Consider the following 24,850-nt stretch of genomic DNA (forward strand, 5'->3'; position numbering starts at 1 on the left):
CGCCCGCTACCGGCGGTGCCGGACCGTCACAGCGGCCCCGCCTCCGGCAACACCACCGACTCCCCCGACGGCTGCGCACCACTCTCGGCCAGCACCGGCCCTGCCCCCGCCCTGTCGTCCCGACGCTCCGCCCGGCCCGACGCCGGAGCGAACGCCGACGGCGCCGCCGGAGCCGGTACACCCGTCTCGGGCTCGGGCTCGGCTACCGGCTGGGGTTCGGGTTCCGGTTCGGGCTCGGGCACGAACTCGGGTTCCGGTTCCGGTTCCGGTTCCGGTTCGGGCACTGGTTCGGGCTCGGGTTCGGGCTCCGGGTTGTTCGGCACCGCGGGTTCGGGTTCCGACGGTTCCGGCGTCACCGCTGCGGACGGGCCGCAGGCGCAGCACGATTCGGTACAGCACGCGTCGAGGTCGAGGCTGCTGCCGGCGTCCTCGATCACGTTCTCGATCACATCGCCGACCGTCCGAGCCAGGCTCGACACGACCTGCGACACGACCGCCCCCGCGATGCCGGCCGCGACCGCACCGGCCTGCGCGGTCGCGGCCCCGGTCGGCGTCGGCGTCACGGACGGCACCGGGTTCGACGCCTGGACCGCCGCCGGTGGGGTCTCGATCAGTGGGGTCGGCAGACCGTGCAGGCTCGTCGCCCGGTCCGGGCACGACGACGGCGCCGGAGCCGGCACCGGGTTCGCGGCCGGTCCGCACACGACGGCGATACGAGCCGGGGCCGGGGACGGGAAGGCGCTGTCGCCGATGCGGGCGAGGACACAGTCGAGGGCCCGGTAGGCGTCGTCGACGGTGGTCGCGGTCGCCTCGCACAGCGTGCCGAACTCTGCGACGGTGTCGCGCACGTGCGGCAGGAACTGTCCGGTCAGGCGCTCGTCACAGCCGAGGCTTCCACCGGCACCCCCGGCGAGGGACCGATCGATGTCGTCCGCGGTGAGGCCGCCGACGGTGGCGGCGTCGAGCGCGCCCACCCAGTCCGTTTTCCGGGTGGTCGCGTCGCGCACCGCCCGCGACGTCTCGGTCAGGGCCCGGTGCGCGTCGTGCACGTTGCGGCGGACGGTGTCCGCCCGGTCGAGGTGTGCGGCCAGGTGTTCGCCGGCCCGGTCCGCGGCAGCACCGGTCCACGCGTCCGCGAGGTGTCCGGCAGCCCGCGCTTCGTCGTCGTACCGGCGATCGAGGTCGAGTGCGATGCGGGCGAAGGTGTCGATGTCGGTGTCGAGGACGGCCAGGTCGATACCGCACTGTTCGACGTACCGCGCTTCGACATCGGCACACGTGGGGAACCGGTCGCCGGTGCCGAACCGGGCGGCGACGGCCGTCGCACGGGGCAGGAACGTCTCGAACCAGCGCAGGTCGGCGGGGTCGGGGGACGCCACCGCTAGCGTCCGCCCAGTGCCGCGACGGTCCCGGCGGTGCCGGTGTCCTGGCGGAGGTAGGCGTCGGCGGTGTCGGTCAGGGTCCGGCCGGTGAGGGACGATGCCGCCGACCAGGCCCCGATCGCGTGCGCCAATCTCAGGTAGCCGTCGCGGATCGCGCGTTCGCGGGCCGGATCGACCGCCCCGGACGGGGTTGCCGCGAATCCGCCGGATGCCACCGCGCGGGCGGCCGTGTCGAGCACCCCGGAGCCCTCCCGGAACGTGTGCCCCACCGCCCGCACCCGCGGGATGTCGATCGTGACCTCGTCCGCCATCGCTGCCCTCTGTCGTCGAATCGGCTCCTACGTCCTGTTCGACGCAGCGGGCACCGTCACGGTTCCGTCAGGCCGACGCGACGTGCTCGGCGAGGGTTTCGGCGATGCGCTGCGCGGTCTGCGCGTCGGCGGCCTCGACCATCACCCGCACCAGCTGCTCGGTGCCGGACGCCCGCAGCAGCACACGCCCGGTGTCGCCGAGTTCTGCCTCCGCGTCGGCGATCGCGGCGACCACCTGCGGGGCGGTCGGGACGGCCGTCTTGTCGACGACCTTCACGTTGATCAGGACCTGCGGCAGCGTCGTCATCACGCCCGCCAGGTCGACGAGGGACTTCCCCGTCGACGCCATGCGGCCCATCAGGCACAGCCCGGTGAGGACGCCGTCGCCGGTGGTGCCGTGTGCGGGCAGGACGACGTGCCCGGACTGTTCGCCGCCGAGGCTGTAGCCGCCGGCCCGCAGTTCCTCGAGCACGTAGCGGTCACCGACGGCGGTGGTGCGCACCGTGATTCCGGCGTCCCGCATCGCGAGGTGCAGGCCGAGGTTGCTCATGACGGTCGCGACGAGGGTGTCGTCGGCGAGCAGGCCGGCATCGCGCATCCCGATCGCGAGGACGGCCATGATGGCGTCTCCGTCGACGACGGCACCGGTCGCATCGACAGCGAGGCAGCGGTCCGCGTCACCGTCGTGTCCGAGACCGAGGTCGGCGCCGTGTTCGATCACCGCGCGCTGCAGTTCCTCGAGGTGTGTCGAACCGCAGCCGTCGTTGATGTTGTAGCCGTCTGGGTCGGCGTTGATCGCGATCACGGTCGCACCGGCCGCCCGGTACGCGGCGGGGCCGACGGTGGACGCGGCACCGTGTGCGCAGTCGACGACGACGGTGAGCCCGTCGAGCCGGGTGCCTTGCGCTCCTGCGAGGTGCTCGAGGTAACGGCCGGTCGCATCCAGTGCGACGTCGACGCGGCCGATACCGGCGCCGATCGGCCGACGTGCCGGGCCCGCCGCGATTGCGGCCTCGATGCGGTTCTCGACGTCGTCGTCGAGTTTGTGCCCGCCCGCCGCGAAAATCTTGATGCCGTTGTCCGGCATGGGGTTGTGCGACGCGGAGATCATCACACCGAGTGCGGCACCGTAGGCGCCGGTCAGGTACGCGACGGCGGGTGTCGGCAGGATTCCGACGAGGATCACGTCGACACCGGCGGCGGTCAGGCCCGCCGTGACGGCGGCCTCGAGCATTTCACCGCTCGCGCGCGGGTCCCGGCCGACGACCGCGGCGGGCCGCGCAGACGACCCGGCGGCGGGCCGCGCAGACGACCCAGCGGCGGGCCGCTGTCCCGTCCCGGCGTCGGGGGCGAGGACCTCGGCGGCGGCTGCGGCCACTTTCAGTGCCAGTTCCGCGGTCAGTTCGGTGTTCGCCAAACCTCGCACGCCGTCCGTGCCGAACATACGACCCATGTGAATCCGATCCCTCGCAATCCCGGTAGGCGGTCGGGGGCAGGCCCCGGTAATGCACGAGAGCAGGCGTCCGGTAGCGAAGAACTCTACGAACGCCTGCTCTCGTGGACGAACAGGTGCCGGGGCCGGTGCATGCACCGGCCCCGGCGACACATCAGCGCTTGGAGTACTGAGATGCCTTGCGGGCCTTCTTCAGGCCGTACTTCTTGCGCTCGACGGCGCGGGCGTCACGCGTGAGGAAGCCGGCACGCTTGAGCGCGGGGCGATCCTCGGGGGTGACCTCGGTCAGCGCGCGGGCGATGGCGAGACGCAGAGCGCCGGCCTGGCCCGACGGGCCGCCACCGGTGAGGAGGGCGGTGATGTCGAACGACTCGGTGCGCTCGACCGTGACCAGGGGAGCCTTGATCAGCTGCTGGTGCACCTTGTTCGGGAAGTAGTTCTCGAGGGTGCGGCCGTTGAGCGTGAACTCGCCGGTGCCGGGGGTCAGGCGGACGCGGACGACCGCTTCCTTGCGACGGCCGACGGTCTGGACCGGGCGATCGATGACGATCGGAGCCTGCGGGGCAGCCTCTTCGTACGTCTCGACGGCGTCGGACTCGCTGGTGTACTCGGTCAGCTCGTCCGCTGCGACCTCGACGGCCTCGTTGAAGTCTTCGTTGCTCACTGGGCGACCTGCTTGATCTCGAACGGAACCGGCTGCTGCGCGGCGTGGGGGTGGGTCGGGCCTGCGTAGACCTTCAGCTTGCCCGCGATGGCGCGGCCCAGCTTGTTCTTGGGGAGCATGCCGGTGACGGCCTTCTCCACGAGACGGTCCGGGTTCTTCTCGAGAACCTCGCCGACCGAGCGGGACTTCAGGCCACCCGGGTGTCCGGAGTGGTGGTGCAGGAACTTGTCCGTGAGCTTGTTGCCGCTGATGGCAACCTTCTCGGCGTTGATGATGACGACGAAGTCGCCGCCGTCAACGTGGGGGGCAAAGGTGGGCTTGTGCTTGCCGCGGAGCAGGTTGGCTGCCTGCACGGCAAGGCGACCGAGCACCACGTCAGTGGCGTCGATGACGTGCCAGGTACGGGTCACGTCTCCGGCCTTCGGGGAATACGTAGGCACAGAACTTCCTCGTCTGTTCGTTTCTGCTGCTGGCCGAGCATGCCGTTCGAATGGTCCTCGGCGGCCAGTTGAGACCCGAGAACCACCATCCGTTGCACCACTGCTGCACCGCTGCAGCGAACCGCAGGACACCACGAAAGACGACACGCCGACGTAGAACGATACCGGCTGACCGGGAGCAGGGTCAAAACATCGGGTCATCCGCCGAGCGCGTCCGCGAACCGTTCCACCGCCCACGTCAGATCGTCTCGGTCGATCACGAGCGGCGGCGCGATCCGGATCGTGCCCTCGTGCGCGTCCTTCGCGAGGACCCGGCGGGCCAGCAGTCGTTCGCAGACCGTCCGCGCCGACGGCTGCCCGGGCGCCAGATCGATGCCGGCCCACAGTCCCCGGCCGCGTGTCCGCCCGACCCGGTCGGCGGGCAACTGGGCCAGCAGTTCGTGCAGGTACCGACCGAGGTCGCGGCTGCGCTGCTGGTACACGCCGGTCTCGAGGAGCTTCACCACGGCGCTGCCGACCGCGCACGCGAGTGGGTTGCCGCCGAACGTGCTGCCGTGCTGACCGGGATGCAGGACGTCCATCACATCCCGGTTCGCGGCCACCGCCGACACCGGCAGGATGCCGCCGCCGAGCGCCTTGCCGAGGATGTAGACGTCGGGCACGACGTTCTCGTGGTCGCACGCGAACGTGTCCCCCGTGCGGCCGAGTCCGCTCTGGATCTCGTCGGCGAGCATGAGGAGGCCGTGCTCGTCACACAGTCGGCGCACTCCGGCGAGGTAGCCGTCCGGTGGCACCCGCACCCCGGCCTCCCCCTGGATCGGTTCGACGAGGACCGCGACGGTGTGCTCGGTGATCGCGTCCGCCAGGGCGTCGAGACGGCCGTAGTCGACGGTGCGGAAGCCGGGCGGGAACGGTCCGAAGCCGCCGCGGGCGTCCGGGTCGGTGGAGAAACCGACGACGGCGATCGTGCGGCCGTGGAAATTACCGGCGCACGTGACGATCTCGGCGCGGCCGTCGGGCACGCCCTTGACGTCGTACCCCCATTTACGGGCGAGTTTGAGGGCGGTCTCGACGGCCTCGGCGCCGGTGTTCATCGGCAGCACCGCGTCCTTGCCGCACAACCGGGCGACGTCGGCGCAGAAGTCGGAGAACCGGTCGTGTTGGAAGGCGCGGCTGGTGAGCGTGAGGGTGCCGATCTGGTCGCGGGCCACCGCCACCAGGTCCGGATGCGCGTGCCCGAAGTTCAGGGCCGAATAGCCGGCGAGGACGTCGAGATAGTCGACGCCGTCGATGCCGCGCACCCACGCCCCGGATCCGGACGCGATCACCACCGGCAGCGGACTGTAGTTGTGGGCGCTGCAGCGGTCGGCGCGCTCGATCTCGGCCGCCGTCGCGGCGGTCACCGGCACGAGCCGATCGGAGTGCCCGGACTGCTCGGATTGCCACCGCACCGCCATGATCCGCCTCCCCGCCTCGAGGACACCGCATTCGGTCCCGCCAGTATCCGCCCGCACCGACCGGTCGGCAATCGGTGTCGGACACGCGTGTGCCCCGACGGCTCTCCTCCGTCGGGGCACACGGTCTCGACCCGGGGCGGCTACGCCCAGCTGTTGGCGGCCGCGGTGTTCACCTGCTGCATGTCGGCGTTGCCCTGGCCGACGACGCGGCCGACCGCGTCGAGGATCTGGTTGAGTTCGAGGGCGGCGGAGTCCCACTTGGCCTGCTGCGCCTGGTACGCCTCGGACGCCGAGCCCTCCCACTCCGAGACCATGGGGGCGATGTGGGCCTTGAGGTCGTCGAGCTTTCCGTTCATCTGGGCCTGGATGGAATCGATGCGAAGCTTGAGTGCCTCGATCTGCCCGAACGAGTAACGCATGGTCATGACTGCTCCTGGGTGTGCGGTGGTGTGGTTCGGGTGGCTCAGATGTTGAGGCTGCTCGCCACGTTGTTCAGCGAGCTGGTGTGGTCCTGCTGTGCGCCGTCGTACGAGACGCTGTTCGACTTGATGTTCTCGCCGATCGCGTCGAGAGCCTGGTTCAACTTGGTGGCACTCGCGTCCCACCGCTCCATGAGGCTCTGGAACGCGAGGGCGGCGGAGCCCTCCCAGCCGCCACGGATCCCGTCCACCTCACCCTTGAGGGTGCTCAGCAGGCCCTGGATCTCGGTCCGGACGTCACCGACGCGACGCGCGGTGGCGTCCATCGTTTCGACGGTGGTCCTCATCTGATCGCTCATATCGACTCCTTCGGCTGCGCGCCGGCGCCCCGGCACCGGTGTCCTTTCGCGTCCCTCCCCACCGATCCCCCCAAGGAGTCGTCTCGGTCGGTTCGCGCCTACATGTGGTTGGACGCGGCTACCGGTCGGTTCGGTTCCGTCCGATCCGAAATTTCTTTCCCGCGGGTCATTTCGGGCCGACGGTGACGCTGCGGACGGCGTGGGTGCAGTCGTCCGCGAGCAGGTCCCATCCGCCTTCCGTGTACTGACAGCCGACGCTGATCTGCACCCCGTCGTCGACGAGTACGTGCCATCGCACCGTCGAATCGTCCTGCGGCGACTCGAGGTACGTGACCGCGGGCCGGCCGTCGAGGTCCGCGGACGGATCGAACGCGGTGAACGGCCCGTCCGGGCCACGGTCGACGATCTCGCGTTCGAGTGCCCGCGCCACCGCGTCCCGGTCGGTGTCGTCTCCGACGTCGACGGCGACCACGATGATCCGTCGACGCGGCTGTCCGTCCGTCTGCTCCCCCGGAACCAGATCGAGCCGGTTCCCGGTGGCCTTCCCGATCTCCCACGGCGACGCCAGCGTCACGGTCGCGCCACCGATCTCGAAGTGTCGCAGGGGTTCGGGGCCGCCCGTCCGGCTCCCCGGCAGTACCGCGGCGGCCACCCCCACGGCGGCGGCCAGCACGACAGCGGCCACGGCTCCGGCGATCGGTGCCCGGCGCTTCGGGCGCGGTTCCGGGGCCGGATCCGTCCACGTGGCCGCGCCGCCCGTCGCCGGAGATCGCAGCTGTGGCTGTGGTGGTTGCGGAGGTGACGGCGCCAGGAGGGCCGGCGGGGGCGCCGCGGTGATCGGTGCGGCGAGAGTGCCGGCGAGCAGTCCGATCACGGCGTCGTCGGACTCCCCGGCGACCACGACGGCGTCCGGCCGCCGGTCCCCGGCCACGGCCCGGACCAGGTCCGCGATCGTGGAGATCCCGGCCGGGTCGTCGCGCAGGTCGAGAGTGCCGGTGTCCGAGGCGAGTTCGCATGCGAGGACGCGCGGACCGTGCTCGCTGCCCTCGACGAGGGTCGCGGTGGACGACAGTTCCCCGCATTCGAGGACGACGTGGCGGGAACCCGGGGCCGGGCTCGGTACCGCGAGCGCGACCGGCACCGATGTCACCTGCTGCGCACAACGCCGGGCTGCGGTCTCGAGGACGCCGCAGCGGGGTGCACCCCAGTGCGACGGGTGCAGCACGGTGAGGTCGGGGACGAATCCGGTACCGCCGAACGCCTGCCCGAGCCCGCGGTGCAGGGCGGCGGCCAGCAGGTCGACGGCGGACGCGTCGTCGATGCCGTCGACACCGTCCCGCACGGCCGGATCCGGGATGCGCACGACCCCGGCCGGCCCGGTCACCCAAACCGTTCCGGCACCGAGGTACACGCGGGTCACAGCGGCGGCAGCCAGGCCGTCTGCACGAGCGACGTCCCACTTCGTGTCACGAATGTTCCACGACCCACGGGCATTTCGGATGGCCGGACGGCGCCGACGAGGTTTCCTTCGTCGCGGCTACCGCTCATGACGAGCCCTGCCGGGACCAGGTCCCGCAGCCGGGCGATCACCGGTTCGTACAGTGCACGGGACGCGCCACCGGAGCGGCGCGCGATGATCAGGTGCAGGCCGACGTCCTTGGCGTGGGCCAGGTAGTCGAGCAGTGGGGTGAGCGGGTTGCCGTTCGACGTCGCGACCAGGTCGTAGTCGTCGACGACGACGTAGATCTCCGGCCCCGACCACCACGACCGTTCCCGCAACTGCTGCTGGGTGGTGTCGGGCCCGGGCAGGCGGCTCGCGAGGATCGCGGCGAGATCGGTCATCATCGTCGTCAGGGTCGTCGCCGACGCCGCGTAGCCGGCGAGGTGATCGCCCTCGACGACACCGAGCATGGTGCGCCGGTAGTCGCCGACGATGAGTTTGGCCTGCTTCGGGGTGTTCGCCTCCATGATCCCGAGGCAGATGCCGCGCAGCAGCGTGGTCTTGCCGCATGCGCTGTCGCCGAACACCAGGAAGTGCGGCTGGTCCCCGAAGTCCAGGTGGACGGGGGCGAGTTCCGCCTCGTCGAGCCCGATCGGGACTGTCAGGCACGGCCCGTCCGCCGGGTCGGGCCGGGGTGCGGCGGCGAGCAGGTCCGGGCGGGGCACCAGGTCGGGCAGCATCCGCACCCGCGGCGCCGACGGGCCGGTGGAGCGTCCGCCGATGCGGGTGACCGCGTCCACGACCCCGACACCGAGGTCGGTGGTGCGGGCGTGCCCGTCGAGCCGGGGCAGTGCGATCTGCAGGTGCAGGCCGTCGCGGGTGATGCCGCGACCCGGCTGCCCGACCGGCACCAGCATCGCCTTCGCACGTCCCACGTCCGAGTCCGTCGGATCTCCCAGGCGCAGTTCGATTCTGGTGCCGAGCTGATCCTTGAGCGCGGGACGGATGTCGGCCCAGCGCGGGGCCGTGACGACGACGTGCACGCCGAACGACAGGCCCTGTCCGGCGAGGGCGCCGATCTGCGCTTCGAGGGCCTCGAAGTCCTGCCGGATGCTCGGCCAGCCGTCGACGACGAGGAACACGTCACCGAACGGATCGTCCGCGACGTCCCCGGCGCCGTCCTCCCCCGCGGCACTGCTCGCCCGCAGGCTGCGGAACTGTGCCATCGATTCGATGCCGAGTTCCCGAAAACGGCGTTCGCGGCGGCGGACGAGGGCGGCCGTCTCGGCGACGGTGCGCCGCACCAGGTCGACGTCGAGTCGGTTGGCGACGGATCCCACGTGTGGCAGGCCGGCGAGTCCGGCGAGGGTGCCGCCGCCGAAGTCGAGGCAGTAGAACTGTGCCTGCTGCGGGGTGTGGGTGGCGGCGGTCGCCAGGATCAGGGTGCGCAGCAGTGTCGACTTGCCGGACTGCGGCCCGCCGACGATCGCGACGTTGCCGGTGGCCCCGGCCAGGTCGACGACGAGCAGGTCCCGCCGCTGGTCGTAGGGCCGGTCGATGATGCCGATCGGCGCCTGCAGGCCGGCGTGCGCCGCCGGTTCCGGTGCCGGGGGCAGGATCTCGCCGAGGGTCGGCGGGACGTCGAGCGGCGGCAGCCACACCTCGTGGGCGGCCGGGCCACGGCCCCGGATCCGGTCGACGAGCACCTCGAGCAGGGATCGCGGATCGGTGTCGGTCTCGGGTTCCGGGACCGGCTGCGGCACTGCAGGTTCGGCGAGGCGTACCGGCTCCGGCACCGCCACCGGCGACGCCGTGAACTCGTGGATCCGCACGTCGTCGGCGACGACGGTCTCGGTGACGGACCGCCGGACGCGTTCGCGCTCGTAGGGACCCGACACGTACGAGGCCTGGAACCGCACGATCTCCGCGGAGTCGCACTTGAGATAACCGGCGCCCGGTGACGCGGGCAGATGGTAGGCGTCGGGCACACCGAGGACGGTGCGGGACTCGTTGGCCGAGAACGTCTTCAACCCGATCCGGTACGACAGGTGACTGTCCAGGCCACGGAGCTTGCCCTCTTCGAGACGCTGGCTGGCGAGCAGCAGGTGCATGTGCAGCGACCGGCCGAGGCGGCCGATCGCGACGAACAGTTCCGCGAACTCGGGTTGCTGGCTGAGCAGTTCGGAGAATTCGTCGACGACGACGAACAGGGCAGGCAGCGGCGCGAGGTCGGCGCCCGCGGCACGGGCCTTCTCGTAGTCGGTGACGTTCGCGAAGTTGCCGGCGGCCCGCAGGAGTTCCTGCCGACGGTTCATCTCTCCGGCGAGGGCGTCCTTCATCCGGTCCACCATCGCCAGTTCCTCGGCCAGGTTGGTGATGACGGCCGCGACGTGCGGCGCCGATTCGAGGCCGAGGAACGTCGCGCCACCCTTGAAGTCGACGAGCACGAGGTTGAGGGCGTCCGGGGAGTGCGTCGCGACCAGCCCGAGGACGAGGGTGCGCAGGAACTCGGACTTGCCGGATCCGGTGGCGCCGATGCACAACCCGTGCGGGCCCATGCCGTTCTGTGCGGCTTCCTTCAGATCCAGTTCGACGGGACTACCGTCGACACCGACCCCGATCGGCACCCGCAACCGGTCCCGGCCGGACCGTGGCGCCCACGCGACATCCGGGTCGAATCGGTCGACGTCGCCGACACCGAGCAGCCGGGTCCAGCCCGCCGCGACCGGGGCGCCGTCGTCGGCGGCTGGGTCGAGGTCGGGCCCGGACGAGATCCGGTACGGGGCGAGCCGCCGGGCCGCGGACCGCGCCTGCGCGGCCGTGAGCGCGTCTGCGGTGGCGAACGTCTCCACCCCGACGCCACTGCGGGCGCCGAGCGATCCGTCCTCGGTCACCAACTGCAGTCCGCGGGTGGCAGCGAGCCGCGGACAGTATCCACTCAGGTCGAGGACGGTCACCGAATCCAGTCCGCCGTCGGTGACGACACCGCTGTCCCCGCCGAGGATGCCGCCGTCGACGACGACGACGATCTGCGGCACCCCGGCCGTGGCCGGCGCGCTGCGGGAGAACCGTCCACGCATCGAGAAATGCTGCCCCAGCGCAGTTTCCAGCTCGATGATCGACCCGTACACCATGCGCGCGGCGCCCACACCGTCGACGGCGTCCGGGTGCTGCGTGTGCGGCAGCCATTTCACCCAGTCCCACTCGGCCGCGGTGTCGGGGCCGCACACGACCGCGACCTGGACCTGGTCGGGGCCGTGGAACGTGCACAGCTGGATCAGTACCGAGCGGAGCAGCGCACGGGCCGCGTCGCGGTCGCCGTCGACGGAGATCGCCGCGAATCCCCGCAACGAGACCGCCGTCGGCAGGTCCGGGACCACCGAGTGGGCCCGGACGAACCTGCGCAGCGACACCGCGGAGACGGGTTCGAGGTCCTCGACCGGCCCGGTCTCGGGTGGCACCAGCCGGGTTGCGAGCCGCTGACTGCCCAGGCCCACCCGCACGTGGCAGTGGTCCGGGTCGGTGCCGCGCCGCTCCCACATACGGACGGTGCCGGCGAGCGTCCACACGGTGTCCGGGTCGGGATGGCTCCATTCGAGCGCACGGCGCTGCTGCCGGCCGGTGTCGATCGCGTCGCGCCGCAGCTGGTCGAGGTAGCGCAGGTAGTCCTTGCGGTCGGCGTTCGCCTCCGCGGCCTTCGCTCCCCCACCCCGCCCCGATCCGGCGAGGAGCCCGACCATCGACACCAGCATCATCACCGGGAACATCAGTGCCATCGGGTTGCGCGCCATCCCGGACGTGAACATCAGCGCGACCATGCCGATCATCGCCGCGACCATCACGACCGGCAGCAGCTTGGTCACCAGGCTGCCGGGTGTGATCCGCGGGATCTCGGGAGGCGTCTGCAGACTCACCTCGCCGCCCGGCGTGCGCGGCGCCTCACGGCGTGCGCGGCGCACGAAATGCACCGTCCCCATGCTTCCACCCCCAGAAGACTGCGAGTCGCCCCCCACGGGCTGTCGGACTCGCGACACGAGAAACTACCGCACACCACCGACAACGCACACCGTGCAGGGGTGTCGAGGGGTGCGGGTACAGTGCCGGGAGTTCGATACGCGCGAGCGCCGGCGGGGGCCCGGTCGCCGGAATCCGGGGGGATCATCGTGACCATCGTCGACACCGCACGCACCGATCCGGGCGGGCCCGGGGCGCGGGAGCGTTCCGACCTCGTCCGGTTGACGGTGCTCGCGCCGCACACCCAGATCGATCTCGCACTGCCCGGGTCGGTGCCCGTCGAACTCCTCGTTCCGGGTATCGCGGATCTGGTGCGGAAACACAGTGCCGCCAACGACTTCGACGCGGCCGCCGAACGTACGGAACCGTCGCGCTGGGCGCTGTCCCGACTCGGGACACCACCGCTGTCCCCGGCCCTGAGCCTGCACGAGCACGGTGTCCTCGACGGCGAGGTCCTGGTGTTCGACGGTGTCGAGAACGCTTCGCCGCCACCACTGTTCGACGACGTCATGTACAACGTCGCGGTCGCCGATACCGATCACACGCATCCGTGGACACCGCGGACGGCTCGGATCGCGGGCTGCGCATCGGCCGGCGTGGCCGCGGTCGCGGGGGCGTTCGCGCTGCTGCAGGTCGACGGCGACGTGGCCGCGATCGTCGGTGCTGTCGCCGCGCTGCTCGTCGCGATCCTGTTCGTGGTCGCGGGCGCCGTCGTGGGACGCGTCTACCGCGATTCGGGGGCAGCGGTCGCGCTCGGTGCCGCGGCGCTGCCGGTCGCCTTCGCGGCCGGGGTACTCGGGGTTCCCGGCGACCGCGGCGCACCACACCTGCTGCTGGGGTGCGTCGCAGCGGGCACCGCGGCGGTGCTGGCGTTGCGGGCGTCCGGTGTCGGGCACACGGTGTTCACCGCGGCGGCCACGGCGTCGCTGTTCGGTGCGGGGGCCGCGCTCGCGGGGGTGCTCACCGCACAGCCGCCACGGGCCATCGGTGCGCTCCTGGCGTGCGCGGCGCTGCTCGGGCTCGCGTCCGCGCCGCGGCTGTCGATGCTGATCGCGAAGCTGCCGTTGCCGCCGGTCCCGGCGCCGGGGGCGGCGATCGACCCGGACGAGGACACCGCGGACGGCCCCGACGGTTCGCTGCCGTCGTTCGAGTCCGTCGAGGCCCGCGCGGAGCAGGCACGGCGCGTGCTCACCGGACTGGTGTGCGCGACGACGCTGCTCACCGGCGCCGGTGTGCTCGCCGCGGCGGTGCCGGTCGGTGGCGTGATCTCGTGGCCTGCGGTCGCGCTCGCAGCCGCGGCCGCCGCGGTACTGATGTTCCGGGGACGCACCTACACGGCGGCGCGGCAGGCGGTGCCGTTGATCGCCGGCGGTGCGACGGTCCTCGTCGTCCTGGGTGTCGGGACCGCAATCGCCGTACCGGCCGCGGCGCTCGGTGTGTTCGCGGCCGCGATGCTCGCCGTCGTCGCGGGGCTCGTGCTCGGGATCGTCACCCCGAACCGGGCGTTCTCGCCCGTGCAGCGGCGTGCCGCCGAGCTGGTGGACTACGCCGCGATCGCCGCGATCGTCCCGCTGGCGTGCTGGGTGTCGGGACTGTTCGCGGCCGTCCGCGGCCTGTGAGGTTCGTCGTGACCGTACGTCGCGTCCGGCCCGCCCTGGTCGCCGTCGCCGCCGCACTCGTCGCCGCCACCACACCCCTCGGGGTGGCCGGTGCGGTGACACCGCCCCCGATCGATCCGTCGCAGCTCCCGCCGCCGTCGCCGCCGGGCCCACTCGCCCCGACCGAGCAGCGGGCGGCCTGCACCGTCACGGTGCCGATGGCCGACGACCCGGCCGTGCCGCTCCCGCAGCAGGCCCTCGACTTCGCATCGGTGTGGCCGCTGTCGCGGGGGCAGGGGCAGGTCGTGGCGGTCATCGACACCGGAGTCGCGGCACATCCCCGGCTTCCGGGGCTCACCCCGGGCGGCGACTACGTCGGGACCGGGGACGGTGTCGGCGACTGCGACGCGCACGGCACGATCGTGGCCGGGCTGATCGCGGCGGCACCGGTCGCGTCGTCGGGGTTCGCCGGGGGCGCGCCGGACGCACGGATCGTCACGATCCGGCAGTCGAGTGCCGCATTCTCCGAGACCGGGCGCCGCGACGACGCGACCGACACCGCCAATTCGAGCGGGTACGGCAACACGCAGACGATGGCGATGGCGATCCGTCGTGCCGCTGATCTGGGTGCCACCGTCGTCAACATCTCCGAGGTGGCGTGCCGTCCGGCCGCGGACGGTGTCGGCGACCGATCTCTCGGCGCCGCAGTGCAGTACGCGGCCACCGTGAAGGACGTGGTGATCGTGGCGGCCGCCGGCAACTACCGGTCGGGGGGTTGCGCGGCCCAGAATCCGCCGGCCGATCCGCTGCACCCGGACGCCGATCCGTGGGATGCGGTGGCAACGATCGCGACACCGGCCTGGTACGACGACTATGTGCTCACCGTCGGATCGGTGGATCCCGACGGTTCCCCGTCGGAGTTCGGTCTCGGTGGCCCGTGGGTGGATGTCGCGGCCCCCGGCACCGGCATCGTCTCCCTCGCCCCGGACGGGCACGGACAGACCCGGCAGTGGCTCACCGGGCAGGGCGAGGAACGCTCGTTCGACGGCACCAGTTTCGCGGCACCACTGGTCGCGGCGACGGCGGCCCTGGTCCGGGCCCGGTATCCGCAGTTGACGGCGCAGCAGGTGACGGCACGGATCGAGGCGACCGCGCACGCACCCGCCGAAGGATGGAATCCGTATGTCGGACACGGCGTCGTCGACCCGGTGGCCGCGGTGAGCGCCGATCTGCTCGCCGACCTCGTCACCGTTCCGGCCACCGTCCCGGCCCGCTCGGCGGCGATCCCGGCGCCGCCACCGCCGGCACAGCCGGATTCCCGGCCGCGGATCGTGGCGCTGGCCGCGACCGGGGTGGTCGCGGTGGTCGCGGTACTCGGTGTGCTCGCCTCGTTCCCGCTCCGACGTCTCCGCCGCGACCGGTAGCGGTCAGTTCCCGGACGCGACGGGGGCCGACTCGGGGTCGGGTGCGATGCCGTCGTGCGCGACGAGGGCCTGCCCGCGGCCGAGTGCCGGTCCGGGGGCGAGCAGTTCGACGATCCGCCACGGGGCCGGCGCCCCCGGCACGTCGAAACCGAGGGCTGTCGCAGCGTCGGCATCGGCGATGCCGTAGCGGACACCGGTGTCGGCGACGAAGAACAGTCCGCCCTTGCGTGCGCTGCCGGATTCGAGTCCGGTGGTCTGCACGAAGCCGCCGTTGCCGGGACGTACATAGGCCGCGTCGGCGGCGTCCCCGGGCCCGTCGGCCTGTGCGAGCCTGACCGGCCGGGCCTCGTCGGGGATCGGCAGGGCCCGGCCCGCCGACACGGTCAGGTCGGCGTCGACGCTGCCGGACCCGTCCCCTTCGGCGGGTGGTCGCGGCGTCCACGTCAGGCAGCCGACGGGCCGGTCCGCGCCGACGAGGCGTGGTGGCGTGCGGGGGAAGGACGCGGTGTCGAGTTCGTGGACGGTGGGTGCGCCGGCGAGGGCGTCGGGTGCCACGGTGGGCACTTCGGAACGGCCCTGGGAGTCGGTGAAGTGGATCAGCAGGGCCGCCGCCTCCCCCACTTCCTGGACGCCGCCGCGGAGCACCACGTAGTAGTGGGGTTCGTCGCCACGCTTCACCGAGACGACCGAACCGATTGTGCGACCGGCGGTTTCGTAGGTGGGTCGACCGCCGGATCCCGCGATGACGGGGGCGGTGATCGCGGGCACCTCGGGGATCGCATTGAGCAGTCCGCGGCTGACGGGCCGGGGCCGCGCCCCTTCGAGTCCGAGCGCGCGAGTGACGCCGCGGTCGGTGAGGTCGACGGCGGCACGGCGGCCGTCGTACACGAGGTACGTCCGGTCGTCGTGTTCGACGAGCAGTGCCTCGCCGCCGGCGGCAGGGGCGACACGGTCGTTCCATGCGGGCTCGCCGACGACGATCGTCGTTGCGGCCGTGGCTGTCCCGTCACCGGCGACGGTGTCGCACACGGTCCACGGTGTCCCGTCCGCGCCGGGGCCGGTGGGCAGTGCCGACGGCGCACCGGGGATCCCGACCAGCGCACCGCGGGGACGGGCGTCGATCTCCGCTTCGGCGACGACGGCGGGGGTGGCCGCCTCCCCCACGATCAGCCGCGCCGAAGCCAGGTTGAGGACGGGGTGCAGGGCGTCGTCCATCGCGACGAACATTGCCCCCGAATCCTTTCCGACGACGATCGACGCGTCACCGATCTTGTCCTGCGGACGGATCAGGGCGAGAGCCGCGCATCCGGCGAGCCCGAGGCACGCGATCACCACGCCCACGGCGAGTGCCCGCGACTGCGAGCGCATCGGGTCGTGCAGCATGCGCACGTCGCGTCGCACCAGCGCATGTTCCATGCGCCGCACGAGAAATCGGTATCCGCTGATCTGCCATCGCGTCGTCGGCTGCGCAGCCATGTTTCCTCCCCCTGACACCCCCGGCGCGCGCTCCGCCCCCATGCTGTGACGCGCGCTCCGATCCCACACAGTACAGTTCGCGGATACGCACCCTTCGGCGGACGAGACGTCCGTCTGGTTCAGGTACTGGGGAGGAACCGTGGACCACTTTCGCGTCGGACGTCGTCCGTACACGTTCCCGGCCACCGTGGTGGTGGCACAGCTGCTCGCGATCGCGGTCGGCCTGCTCGGCGTGTGGGCCGGGTTGCCGTGGTGGGGTGCGCTCGTCGTCGCTCTGACCGTCGGCGGCGCCCTGTTCATCCGGATCGACGGCAGGCTGCCGCTGACCTGGGCGGCGGCAGGGTGGCGTTACCTGCGGGGACATCGGGTCCCCCTGGGGTCCGGCCGCGATGTCGCACTGCCCGGGGAGACGGTGGGGCTGTACCGGGCGGGCGGCCAGGTGCTGGCGGTGCTCGAGGTTTCGCCGACGGGGCCGGGGCCGTCGCGTCTCACCCGGGACGGCTGCGACACGTCGCCGTATCTGCCGCTGTCCGCGCTCACGGGATGCCTCGAGCAGATCGACGTGGCTCTCGCCGGGATCGACGTCGTCTCGCACGGCACCCGGACCGCCGACGGGTCACCGGCCGCCGATGTGTACGACTCGCTGATCGGACCGCTGCCGGCGTCTGCGCAGCGGTCGGTGTGGGTCACGCTGCGGTTCGACGTGGCCGCCAGTGCCGCGTCCGCCGCCCGGCGTGGGGGCGGCGTCGACGGGCTGGCCCGGACGGCAGCGGTCGCGGCGCGACGAGTGGCGCGGACCCTCGCGGACGCGGAGTGCCCGGCGCGGATCCTGGCGGTGTCCGAGATCGAGTCGGTGTGCGCCCGGATCTGCCGAGGTGTCCACCCGGACACGATGGCTCAGCGGTGGGATCACGTGCCGGTGCCCGGCGGCCGCAACGTGGGTGCGGCACTCGATCCGCGCGGGTTGTCGGCCTCGCTCCTGGCCCGTCTGTTCGCGGTGCCTGGTCTCGGGACGACGGTGGCGGTGCGCATCCGGCCGGGACGGTCCGGATCGGTGCGGGTGGGGGCATCGGTGCGGTGGACGGTGCCGGGCGACGCACCCGCCCCCGACCTGCCGGGGCTGATCTCGGTGCACGGCCGGCAGCGGGACGCGTTGTCGGCACAGCTGCCGGTGTCGGCACCGGAACTCGACGACCTCATCCCGCTGCGCGAGATCGCGCCGGCCCGACTCGACGACCTGCTCCTGCCGGCGGCGGGGTGCGGTCAGCTGGCCGGCGCGGACGCCGGCGGGCAGGCGGTGACGGCCCGCCTGACCGGCCCGGCCGTCGCCGACGTGTACGTCGCCGGCGAGCTGCACGTCGCGCAGCAGGTGGCGTTCCGGGCCGTCGCGACGGGGGCGCGGGTCCTGGTGCGCACCGATCGGCCGCATACGTGGGCGGCCCTGTCCGGATCGGTCGCCCGCCCGGACCGGCTGCTCGTCCACGACGGAACGCCTGGAGAGACAACAGGTTTCGATACAGTGATCGTCGACGGTGTGCCCGCTCCCCCGGCCCGGCCGGGAGTGACGCTCGTGCACGTCCACCCGGACCCCCGGATGTGGCCTCCGGGCCGCCCGGACGTGTCGCTCGTGCAGCCGGGAGCGTGCGGCGACCGGCTGACACTGACGGTCGGTGCGGTGCGGTGCGATCTGACGATGGTGACGATTCCTGCGGAGGCCGCGTTCGTGGGCCGCCCCACGTCACCGGTACCCGTGCCCGCCCACTGACGTCTCACCCCGGGTACGGCGTCTGTTCCCGCCGGTCGCGGAGGGTGTCGGCCCACCACGCCAGCTGGCCGAGCATCCGGTCGGCGGCGTCGTTCGCGGCCCCGTCGGCGGGGTCGAAGTGCTTGCGGGCCTGATGGAAACCGACGGCGTCACGCACCGACACCATGTGCAGTTCGGCCACCACCTGCCGCAACTGTTCGACGGCGCGCAGGCCGCCGGACACGCCGCCGTACGCGACGAAGCCGATCGGTTTGGCCCGCCACTGATGTTTGACGGTGTCGAGTGCAGTCTTCAGTGCCGCCGGGTAACCGTGGTTGTACTCGCTGGTGACCACCACGAAGGCGTCCGCCGCCCCGATCCGCCGCGTGAACTCCTCGACCGCCGGGGTTCGTGAAAGATCCTGTGGCAGATCGGCGTCCGCGAGGTCGAGGACCGACACCTCGAACGCGTCGTACTCCCGGAGCCGGCCCAGGAGCCAGTCGACGACCACGGGCGCGAACCGGCCCGCCCGCACGCTCCCGACGATCACCTCGAGTCGCAGGGGCACAGTTCTCGACACGCCCCCGATCCTAGAGCGCGCGGTCACAGTCCGTCGGTCAGCAGTGCCGCGAGTTCCTGATACGCCTCCGCGTCGCCGAGCCCGGTGGACGCGGCGACCTGTCGCTGCTGGATCCGCACCATGACGGCGGCGGCGACGTCCCCGACGAACGCGGCGTGCGCGTCGCGCAGCTCGCCGGCGGCGACGCCCTCGGTGATGAGTTCCCGGACCCGCCGGGCCGCGAACCGGGTGTTGCGTTCGTAGACCTCGCGGACCGCGGAGTCGGCCGCCAGATCCTCCATGAACTGCGCCGACGCGGGACGCAACTGCTCACCGACGGCCTCGAGGTAGGTGCGGATGCGCATCCGTGCACCCTCGGCGCCGGCCAGCCGCGCCTCGACCCGGTCGGTGGCTCCGCGGAAGAAGTGCACGGTGGCGGCTCGCACCAACTGTTCCTTGCTGTCGGCGAGCCGGTACAGCGTGGATTTCGAGCAGCGCAGGCGGGCGGCGAGCTCGTCGAGCGTGAGGTGCGCGAACCCCTCGTCGAGGATGAGCGCCACCAGGGCGTCGAACAGTGCGGTGCGCCGGGCCGTCGTCTTCACCGGGGTTGCCATACGCAAAACAGTACTGGAGTATCGTCCTCAGTACTATTTTCACCATTTCTCTCCGATACACGAGGAGCGCACCGTGGCCGTCGAACGCCTGCTGCCCACCCAGGAAGCCCACGACCTCATCGATCTCACCCGCGACGTGGCCGACAAGGTCCTCGCCCCGATCGTCGACGAGCACGAGAAGAACGAGACGTTCCCCGACGGCGTCTTCCCCGCCCTGGGCCGCGCCGGGCTGCTGAGCCTGCCGTACCCGGAGGAGTTCGGCGGCGGCGACCAGCCGTACGAGGTGTACCTGCAGGTCCTCGAGGAGATCGCGGCCCGCTGGGCGGCTGTCGCCGTCGCGACCAGCGTGCACAGCCTGTCCTGCTACTCGCTGGCCACCCACGGCACCGACGAGCAGAAGGCGAAGTGGCTGCCCGACATGCTCGGCGGCGAGACCATCGGCGCGTACAGCCTGTCCGAGCCGCAGGCCGGGTCCGACGCCGCCGCACTCGCCTGCAAGGCCACCGAGGTCGAGGGCGGCTACCGGATCAACGGCGCCAAGGCGTGGATCACCAACGGCGGCCGCGCCGACTTCTACACGCTGTTCGCCCGCACCAGCGACGACGGCTCACGCGGCGTCTCGTGCTTCCTGGTCCCCAAGGACACCGAGGGCCTGAGTTTCGGCAAGCCCGAGGAGAAGATGGGCCTGCGCGCGGTCCCCACCACGTCCGCCCACTACGACGACGCGTTCGTCCCGGCCGAGCGGATGATCGGCAAGCCGGGCCAGGGTCTGCCGATCGCGTTCAGCGCACTCGACTCGGGCCGTCTCGGCATCGCAGCCTGCGCCGTCGGCATCGCGCAGGGCGCCCTCGACGACGCCGTCGCCTACGCCAAGGAGCGCAAGGCGTTCGGCAAGCGGATCATCGACCACCAGGGTCTCGGGTTCGTGCTGGCCGACATGGCTGCCGCCGTCGACTCGGCCCGCGCCACCTATCTCGACGCCGCCCGCCGCCGCGACGCCGGCATGCCGTACTCGCGGCAGGCCTCGGTCGCGAAGCTGATCGCCACCGACGCCGCCATGAAGGTCACCACCGACGCCGTGCAGGTGTTCGGCGGCTACGGCTACACGCAGGACTTCCCGGTGGAGCGCTACATGCGCGAAGCGAAGATCACCCAGATCTTCGAGGGCACCAACCAGATTCAGCGTCTGGTCATCGCCCGCCAGCTCGCGAACTGAACCGTCCGCCGCTCACCGGATCAGCCCGTCGGGGTACCGGTGAGCGGCGCGACCGGCGGGCAGCGGGTTGCGGGTGCGACCGGATCAGCCGCCGCAGCAACCACCCGCCGGGTCGATCGCGGACCGCACCTCCCGGGTCGCGATGTTGCGTGCCTCGAGATCCGCGTCGGCCGGATAGTCGACACGGACGAGCGACAACCCGTGCGCCGGCGCGACCGCAACCGCGCTGGCCCGCTCCCGCTCCGCCAGCAGACCAGACATCCAATCGACCGTGCGCCGACCCTCCCCGACCGCGAGCGCCGCCCCGACCAGGCTGCGCACCATCGACCAGCAGAACGCGTCGGCGCTGACGAACGCGGTCAGCGCGTCACCGTCACGGTCCCAGTCGAAGCGCTGCAACTCGCGCACCGTCGTCGCCCCCTCACGACGTTTGCAGAACGCAGCGAAGTCGTGCAGACCCAGCAACCGGGACGACGCCTCCCGCATCGCGTCGACGTCGACGTCCTTCGGCCACGCCACCGTGTCCCGGGCCCGCAACGGGTCCGCACCGTGGGGGGCGGTCGTCAACCGGTACTCGTAGTGCCGACGGATCGCCGAGAATCGGGCATCGAAATGCTCGGGCGCGAACGAGACACCGGTGACCCGCACATCTTTCGGCAGGAACCGGGCGAGCCTGCGGACCAGCCGGGACGGATCGTCCGGGATCACCGTGCCGACCAGCTCGGCCGGCACGTCGACGTGCGCGACCTGCCCGCTCGCGTGCACACCGGCATCGGTGCGTCCGGCAACGGTCAACAGGACCGGGGTGCGGACGATCGCACTCAGCTTCTCCTCGATCTCGCCGCACACCGTGCGGCGGCCGGGCTGCCGTGCCCATCCGGAAAAATCGGTGCCGTCGTAGGAAACGTCGAGGCGCAAGCGAACGAACCCGCCGTCCCCGGAGGGAGCGGCGGGTTCGTTCGATGCGGCGTGTGCCGAAACCAAGTGGACTAGTCCTTCTTGGCCTCGTCGGCGTCGGCTGCGGTCGCGGTCTCGTTCTCGACACCCTCGACCACGGCGTCGGCGTTCTCGACCTCGGCCTCGGTGGCCTCGGCTTCGACAGCCTCGACGACGTTCTCCTGCGATGCCGCGACACGACGTGCGCGGTCCGCCTCGGAGGTGACCGTCTTCTCCTGGACGAGCTCGATGATCGCCATCGGAGCGTTGTCGCCCTTGCGGGGAACGGTCTTGATGATGCGGGTGTAACCGCCGTCGCGGTCGGCGTAGAACGGGCCGATCTCCGCGAACAGGGCGTGCACGACGTCCTTGTTGCGGATGACCTTGAGAACCTCACGACGATCGGCCAGGGATCCACCCTTGGCCTTGGTCACGAGCTTCTCGGCGTACGGACGCAGGGCCTTGGCCTTGGCCTCCGTGGTGGTGATTCGGCCGTGCTCGAAGAGAGCAGTCGCCAGGTTGGCGAAGATCGCCTTCTGGTGCGACGCCGACCCGCCGAAGCGGGCACCCTTCTTGGGCTTGGGCATTGGAGCTCCTCTAGGGCTCGCCCAGCACATTTGCCCATGTGCCGGGTGCTACGGGTTAAAGCTGTTCGGTCTCGGCGTAGTCCTGGTCGGTGCCCTCAGCGTCGCTGAAGGTACCGGCATCGGTATCGCTCCACGTGCCGGTGGCGGCGTCGTAGCCGGCAACGGTCGTCGGATCGAAGGACGCAGGGCTGTCCTTGAGGGCGAGGCCGAGCGAATGCAGCTTGACCTTGACCTCGTCGATGGACTTCTGTCCGAAGTTGCGGATGTCGAGCAGATCGGACTCCGTACGTGCCACGAGCTCACCGACGGTGTGAACACCCTCGCGCTTGAGGCAGTTGTAGGAGCGGACCGTGAGGTCCAGATCCTCGATGGGGAGCCCGAAGGACGCGATGTGATCGGCCTCGGCGGGCGAGGGTCCGATCTCGATGCCTTCTGCTTCGACGTTCAGCTCACGGGCCAGGCCGAAGAGCTCAACCAGGGTCTTACCCGCCGAAGCGAGTGCGTCCCGTGCGGTGATGGAGTTCTTGGTCTCCACGTCGAGAATCAACCGATCGAAGTCGGTGCGCTGCTCGACGCGAGTCGCTTCCACCTTGTAGGTGACCTTGAGCACCGGCGAGTAGATCGAGTCGACCGGAATCCGGCCGATCTCGGCGCCTGCCGCCTTGTTCTGGACGGCGGGGACGTAGCCGCGACCGCGCTCGACGACGAGCTCGATCTCCAACTTGCCCTTGTCGTTCAGGGTGGCGATGTGCAGATCCGGGTTGTTCACCGTGACGCCGGCCGGCGGAACGATGTCACCTGCAGTCACGACCCCGGGGCCCTGCTTGCGGACGTACATCGTGACCGGCTCGTCCTCTTCGGAGCTCACGACGAGGCCCTTGAGGTTCAGGATGATGTCGGTGACATCCTCCTTCACGCCCGGAACCGTGGTGAACTCGTGCAGGACGCCGTCGATGCGGATGCTGGTGACAGCAGCGCCGGGGATCGACGACAGCAGGGTGCGGCGCAGAGAGTTGCCGAGGGTGTACCCGAAGCCAGGCTCGAGGGGCTCGATGACGAACTTCGAGCGGTTTTCAGCGATGACCTCTTCGGACAGCGTGGGTCGCTGAGAAATGAGCATTGGATTTCCTCCTGTACGGGCGTCCGCTATTTGACGCCCACGATGGGAACAGGCCTGCGGCCTGTGAGTGGTCGGCGAGTCCGAAAACTTGACGGACTCGCCAACCACTCACCGGCACGTAGTGCCTTACTTCGAGTAGAACTCGACGATCAGCTGTTCCTGCAGCGGAACCTCGATCTGCGCACGCTCGGGGAGCTGGTGCACCAGGATCCGGAGACGGCTACCGACGACCTGCAGCCAACCCGGGACCGGGCGATCGCCCTGGGTCTCGCGAGCGATCTGGAACGGCAGGGTCGCCAGCGACTTCTCGCGGACATCGATGATGTCGTACTGCGAGACGCGGTAGCTGGGGATGTCGACCTTCTTGTTGTTCACGAGAAGGTGACCGTGCGTGACCAGCTGACGCGCCTGACGGCGGGTGCGAGCCAGGCCGGCGCGGTACACGACGTTGTCGAGACGCGACTCCAGGATGCGGAGCAGGTTCTCGCCGGTCTTACCGGGGCGAGCGTTCGCCTCCTCGTAGTAACGACGGAACTGCTTCTCCATGACGCCGTAGGTGAAGCGAGCCTTCTGCTTCTCCTGCAGCTGGAGCAGGTATTCGCTCTCCTTGATCCGCGCGCGGCCGTGCTGGCCGGGCGGGTAGGGGCGACGCTCGAAGGCCTGATCGCCTCCGACCAGGTCGACGCGCAGACGACGCGACTTACGGGTGACGGGTCCGGTGTAACGAGCCATGATCTATACCTTCCTTTCCCGTACTAGACGCGACGCCGCTTGGGCGGGCGGCAGCCGTTGTGCGGCTGGGGAGTGACATCGGAGATGGTGCCGACCTCGAGGCCTGCAGCCTGCAGCGAGCGGATCGCCGTCTCGCGACCCGAGCCCGGGCCCTTGACGAAGACGTCGACCTTCTTCACGCCGTGCTCCTGCGCCTTGCGGGCCGCGTTCTCGGCAGCCAGCTGGGCAGCGAACGGAGTCGACTTGCGCGAGCCCTTGAAGCCCACGTGGCCCGACGACGCCCAGGAGATGACGTTGCCGGCCGGGTCGGTGATCGACACGATCGTGTTGTTGAAGGTGCTCTTGATGTGAGCGGCGCCGTGCGGGACGTTCTTCTTGTCCCTGCGACGCGCCTTCTGGGTCTTCTTCGGACCGGTGCTGCGTGACTTCGGAGGCATTACTTCTTCTTTCCTGCGACGGTGCGCTTCGGACCCTTGCGGGTGCGGGCGTTGGTCTTGGTGCGCTGGCCACGCACGGGCAGACCACGACGGTGGCGCAGGCCCTGGTAGCAGCCGATTTCGATCTTGCGGCGGATGTCCGCCTGCACCTCACGACGCAGGTCGCCCTCGACCTTGACCGACTCCTCGATGTACTCGCGGAGCTTGCCCAGGTCCTCGTCGGACAGGTCCTTGCTGCGCAGGTCCGGGTCGACACCCGTGGCAGCCAGGATCTCCTTGGAAGTCGTACGGCCGATGCCGAAGATGTAAGTCAGTGCGATCTCCATGCGCTTTTCGCGGGGAAGATCGACACCTGCGAGACGTGCCATGTGGCATTCCTATTCGGTGTGCGGAGGTCTGCTCCCAGTCCGTCCCCTGCGTCGAAAAACTCTGCGGTAGAACTTCGCAGTGGGGCCCCGGCCTCCGTG

The 24,850-nt window shown here is 71.0% G+C and carries 23 protein-coding genes; 4 read left to right on the top strand and 19 right to left on the bottom strand.

The annotated features are described in order from the left end of the window. Positions 1–26 precede the first annotated feature (26 nt). The 10 genes from Q5696_RS16375 to eccCa all read right to left on the bottom strand — a co-directional run bounded on the left by Q5696_RS16375 (position 27) and on the right by eccCa (position 11,903). Positions 27–1,379: a WXG100 family type VII secretion target gene (locus Q5696_RS16375; RefSeq protein ID WP_305092332.1), complete on the bottom strand. Its 1,353-nt coding sequence runs from the start codon at positions 1,377–1,379 to the stop codon at positions 27–29. Positions 1,380–1,381: 2 nt separating this feature from the next. After that, positions 1,382–1,693 carry an N-acyl-D-amino-acid deacylase gene (locus Q5696_RS16380; protein WP_305092333.1) on the bottom strand — a complete coding sequence of 104 codons (312 nt, stop codon included), beginning with the start codon at positions 1,691–1,693 and terminating at the stop codon, positions 1,382–1,384. 67 nt (positions 1,694–1,760) lie between these two features. Then, positions 1,761–3,146 (bottom strand): phosphoglucosamine mutase, encoded by a 1,386-nt coding sequence (gene glmM / locus Q5696_RS16385; RefSeq protein WP_305092334.1) that lies wholly within the window; start codon positions 3,144–3,146, stop codon positions 1,761–1,763. A 154-nt stretch (positions 3,147–3,300) separates the two neighbouring features. Next, the gene (rpsI, locus tag Q5696_RS16390; RefSeq protein WP_305092335.1) at positions 3,301–3,810 is read right to left on the bottom strand and encodes a 30S ribosomal protein S9; all 510 of its coding nucleotides are present in this window, start codon (positions 3,808–3,810) and stop codon (positions 3,301–3,303) included. After that, positions 3,807–4,250: a 50S ribosomal protein L13 gene (gene rplM / locus Q5696_RS16395; protein ID WP_305092336.1), complete on the bottom strand. Its 444-nt coding sequence runs from the start codon at positions 4,248–4,250 to the stop codon at positions 3,807–3,809. Before rplM ends, rpsI begins: the two co-directional genes overlap by 4 nt. 197 nt (positions 4,251–4,447) lie before the next feature. Continuing rightward, positions 4,448–5,707 (bottom strand): ornithine--oxo-acid transaminase, encoded by a 1,260-nt coding sequence (rocD, locus tag Q5696_RS16400; RefSeq protein ID WP_305092337.1) that lies wholly within the window; start codon positions 5,705–5,707, stop codon positions 4,448–4,450. A gap of 140 nt (positions 5,708–5,847) precedes the next feature. Beyond that, positions 5,848–6,132 carry a WXG100 family type VII secretion target gene (locus tag Q5696_RS16405; protein ID WP_370654810.1) on the bottom strand — a complete coding sequence of 95 codons (285 nt, stop codon included), beginning with the start codon at positions 6,130–6,132 and terminating at the stop codon, positions 5,848–5,850. Positions 6,133–6,170: 38 nt separating this feature from the next. After that, a complete protein-coding gene (locus Q5696_RS16410) occupies positions 6,171–6,485 on the bottom strand; it encodes a WXG100 family type VII secretion target (protein ID WP_305092338.1) in 315 nt (104 codons plus the stop codon). 166 nt (positions 6,486–6,651) lie between these two features. Next, positions 6,652–7,869, bottom strand: coding sequence for a type VII secretion-associated protein (locus tag Q5696_RS16415; RefSeq protein WP_305092339.1), 1,218 nt, complete (start codon positions 7,867–7,869; stop codon positions 6,652–6,654). 32 nt (positions 7,870–7,901) lie between these two features. Continuing rightward, on the bottom strand, positions 7,902–11,903 hold the full coding sequence (eccCa, locus tag Q5696_RS16420; RefSeq protein ID WP_305092340.1) for a type VII secretion protein EccCa: 4,002 nt from the start codon (positions 11,901–11,903) through the stop codon (positions 7,902–7,904). Between the two features lie 186 nt (positions 11,904–12,089). On the opposite strand from eccCa, the gene eccD reads away from it, so the two are divergent. Together eccD and mycP are read left to right on the top strand one after the other, a co-directional pair. Further along, a complete protein-coding gene (eccD, locus tag Q5696_RS16425) occupies positions 12,090–13,559 on the top strand; it encodes a type VII secretion integral membrane protein EccD (RefSeq protein ID WP_305092341.1) in 1,470 nt (489 codons plus the stop codon). A gap of 8 nt (positions 13,560–13,567) precedes the next feature. Further along, positions 13,568–14,962, top strand: a complete 1,395-nt coding sequence (gene mycP, locus Q5696_RS16430; RefSeq protein ID WP_305092342.1) for a type VII secretion-associated serine protease mycosin — start codon at positions 13,568–13,570, stop codon at positions 14,960–14,962. Between the two features lie 3 nt (positions 14,963–14,965). Here the strand turns inward: mycP and eccB are convergent, their stop codons facing one another. Beyond that, entirely contained in the window at positions 14,966–16,438 is a 1,473-nt protein-coding gene (eccB, locus tag Q5696_RS16435) for a type VII secretion protein EccB (RefSeq protein WP_305092343.1), read from the bottom strand. A gap of 139 nt (positions 16,439–16,577) precedes the next feature. Between eccB and eccE the strand changes: the two genes are divergently transcribed. Beyond that, positions 16,578–18,203 (top strand): type VII secretion protein EccE, encoded by a 1,626-nt coding sequence (eccE, locus tag Q5696_RS16440; RefSeq protein ID WP_305092344.1) that lies wholly within the window; start codon positions 16,578–16,580, stop codon positions 18,201–18,203. Positions 18,204–18,207: 4 nt separating this feature from the next. On the opposite strand, the gene Q5696_RS16445 is transcribed toward eccE, so the two are convergent. Together Q5696_RS16445 and Q5696_RS16450 are read right to left on the bottom strand one after the other, a co-directional pair. Beyond that, positions 18,208–18,762 (bottom strand): NADPH-dependent FMN reductase, encoded by a 555-nt coding sequence (locus Q5696_RS16445; RefSeq protein WP_305092345.1) that lies wholly within the window; start codon positions 18,760–18,762, stop codon positions 18,208–18,210. A gap of 23 nt (positions 18,763–18,785) precedes the next feature. Next, positions 18,786–19,355, bottom strand: a complete 570-nt coding sequence (locus Q5696_RS16450; RefSeq protein WP_305092346.1) for a TetR/AcrR family transcriptional regulator — start codon at positions 19,353–19,355, stop codon at positions 18,786–18,788. 73 nt (positions 19,356–19,428) lie between these two features. On the opposite strand from Q5696_RS16450, the gene Q5696_RS16455 reads away from it, so the two are divergent. Beyond that, positions 19,429–20,571, top strand: a complete 1,143-nt coding sequence (locus Q5696_RS16455) for an acyl-CoA dehydrogenase family protein (protein ID WP_305092347.1) — start codon at positions 19,429–19,431, stop codon at positions 20,569–20,571. Positions 20,572–20,655: 84 nt separating this feature from the next. Here the strand turns inward: Q5696_RS16455 and truA are convergent, their stop codons facing one another. The 6 genes from truA to rpsM all read right to left on the bottom strand — a co-directional run bounded on the left by truA (position 20,656) and on the right by rpsM (position 24,751). Next, on the bottom strand, positions 20,656–21,555 hold the full coding sequence (gene truA, locus Q5696_RS16460) for a tRNA pseudouridine(38-40) synthase TruA (protein WP_305092348.1): 900 nt from the start codon (positions 21,553–21,555) through the stop codon (positions 20,656–20,658). 5 nt (positions 21,556–21,560) lie between these two features. Further along, a complete protein-coding gene (gene rplQ, locus Q5696_RS16465) occupies positions 21,561–22,094 on the bottom strand; it encodes a 50S ribosomal protein L17 (protein ID WP_305092349.1) in 534 nt (177 codons plus the stop codon). A 55-nt stretch (positions 22,095–22,149) separates the two neighbouring features. Continuing rightward, positions 22,150–23,214, bottom strand: coding sequence for a DNA-directed RNA polymerase subunit alpha (locus tag Q5696_RS16470; protein WP_305095341.1), 1,065 nt, complete (start codon positions 23,212–23,214; stop codon positions 22,150–22,152). A 126-nt stretch (positions 23,215–23,340) separates the two neighbouring features. Further along, the gene (rpsD, locus tag Q5696_RS16475; RefSeq protein WP_305092350.1) at positions 23,341–23,946 is read right to left on the bottom strand and encodes a 30S ribosomal protein S4; all 606 of its coding nucleotides are present in this window, start codon (positions 23,944–23,946) and stop codon (positions 23,341–23,343) included. Between the two features lie 23 nt (positions 23,947–23,969). Beyond that, the gene (gene rpsK, locus Q5696_RS16480) at positions 23,970–24,383 is read right to left on the bottom strand and encodes a 30S ribosomal protein S11 (RefSeq protein WP_005239680.1); all 414 of its coding nucleotides are present in this window, start codon (positions 24,381–24,383) and stop codon (positions 23,970–23,972) included. After that, a complete protein-coding gene (gene rpsM, locus Q5696_RS16485) occupies positions 24,383–24,751 on the bottom strand; it encodes a 30S ribosomal protein S13 (RefSeq protein ID WP_305092351.1) in 369 nt (122 codons plus the stop codon). The genes rpsK and rpsM overlap by 1 nt, the downstream gene beginning before the upstream one ends. Between the last annotated feature and the right edge of the window lie 99 nt (positions 24,752–24,850).

This window comes from Prescottella sp. R16 (assembly GCF_030656875.1).
Classification (GTDB): domain Bacteria; phylum Actinomycetota; class Actinomycetes; order Mycobacteriales; family Mycobacteriaceae; genus Prescottella.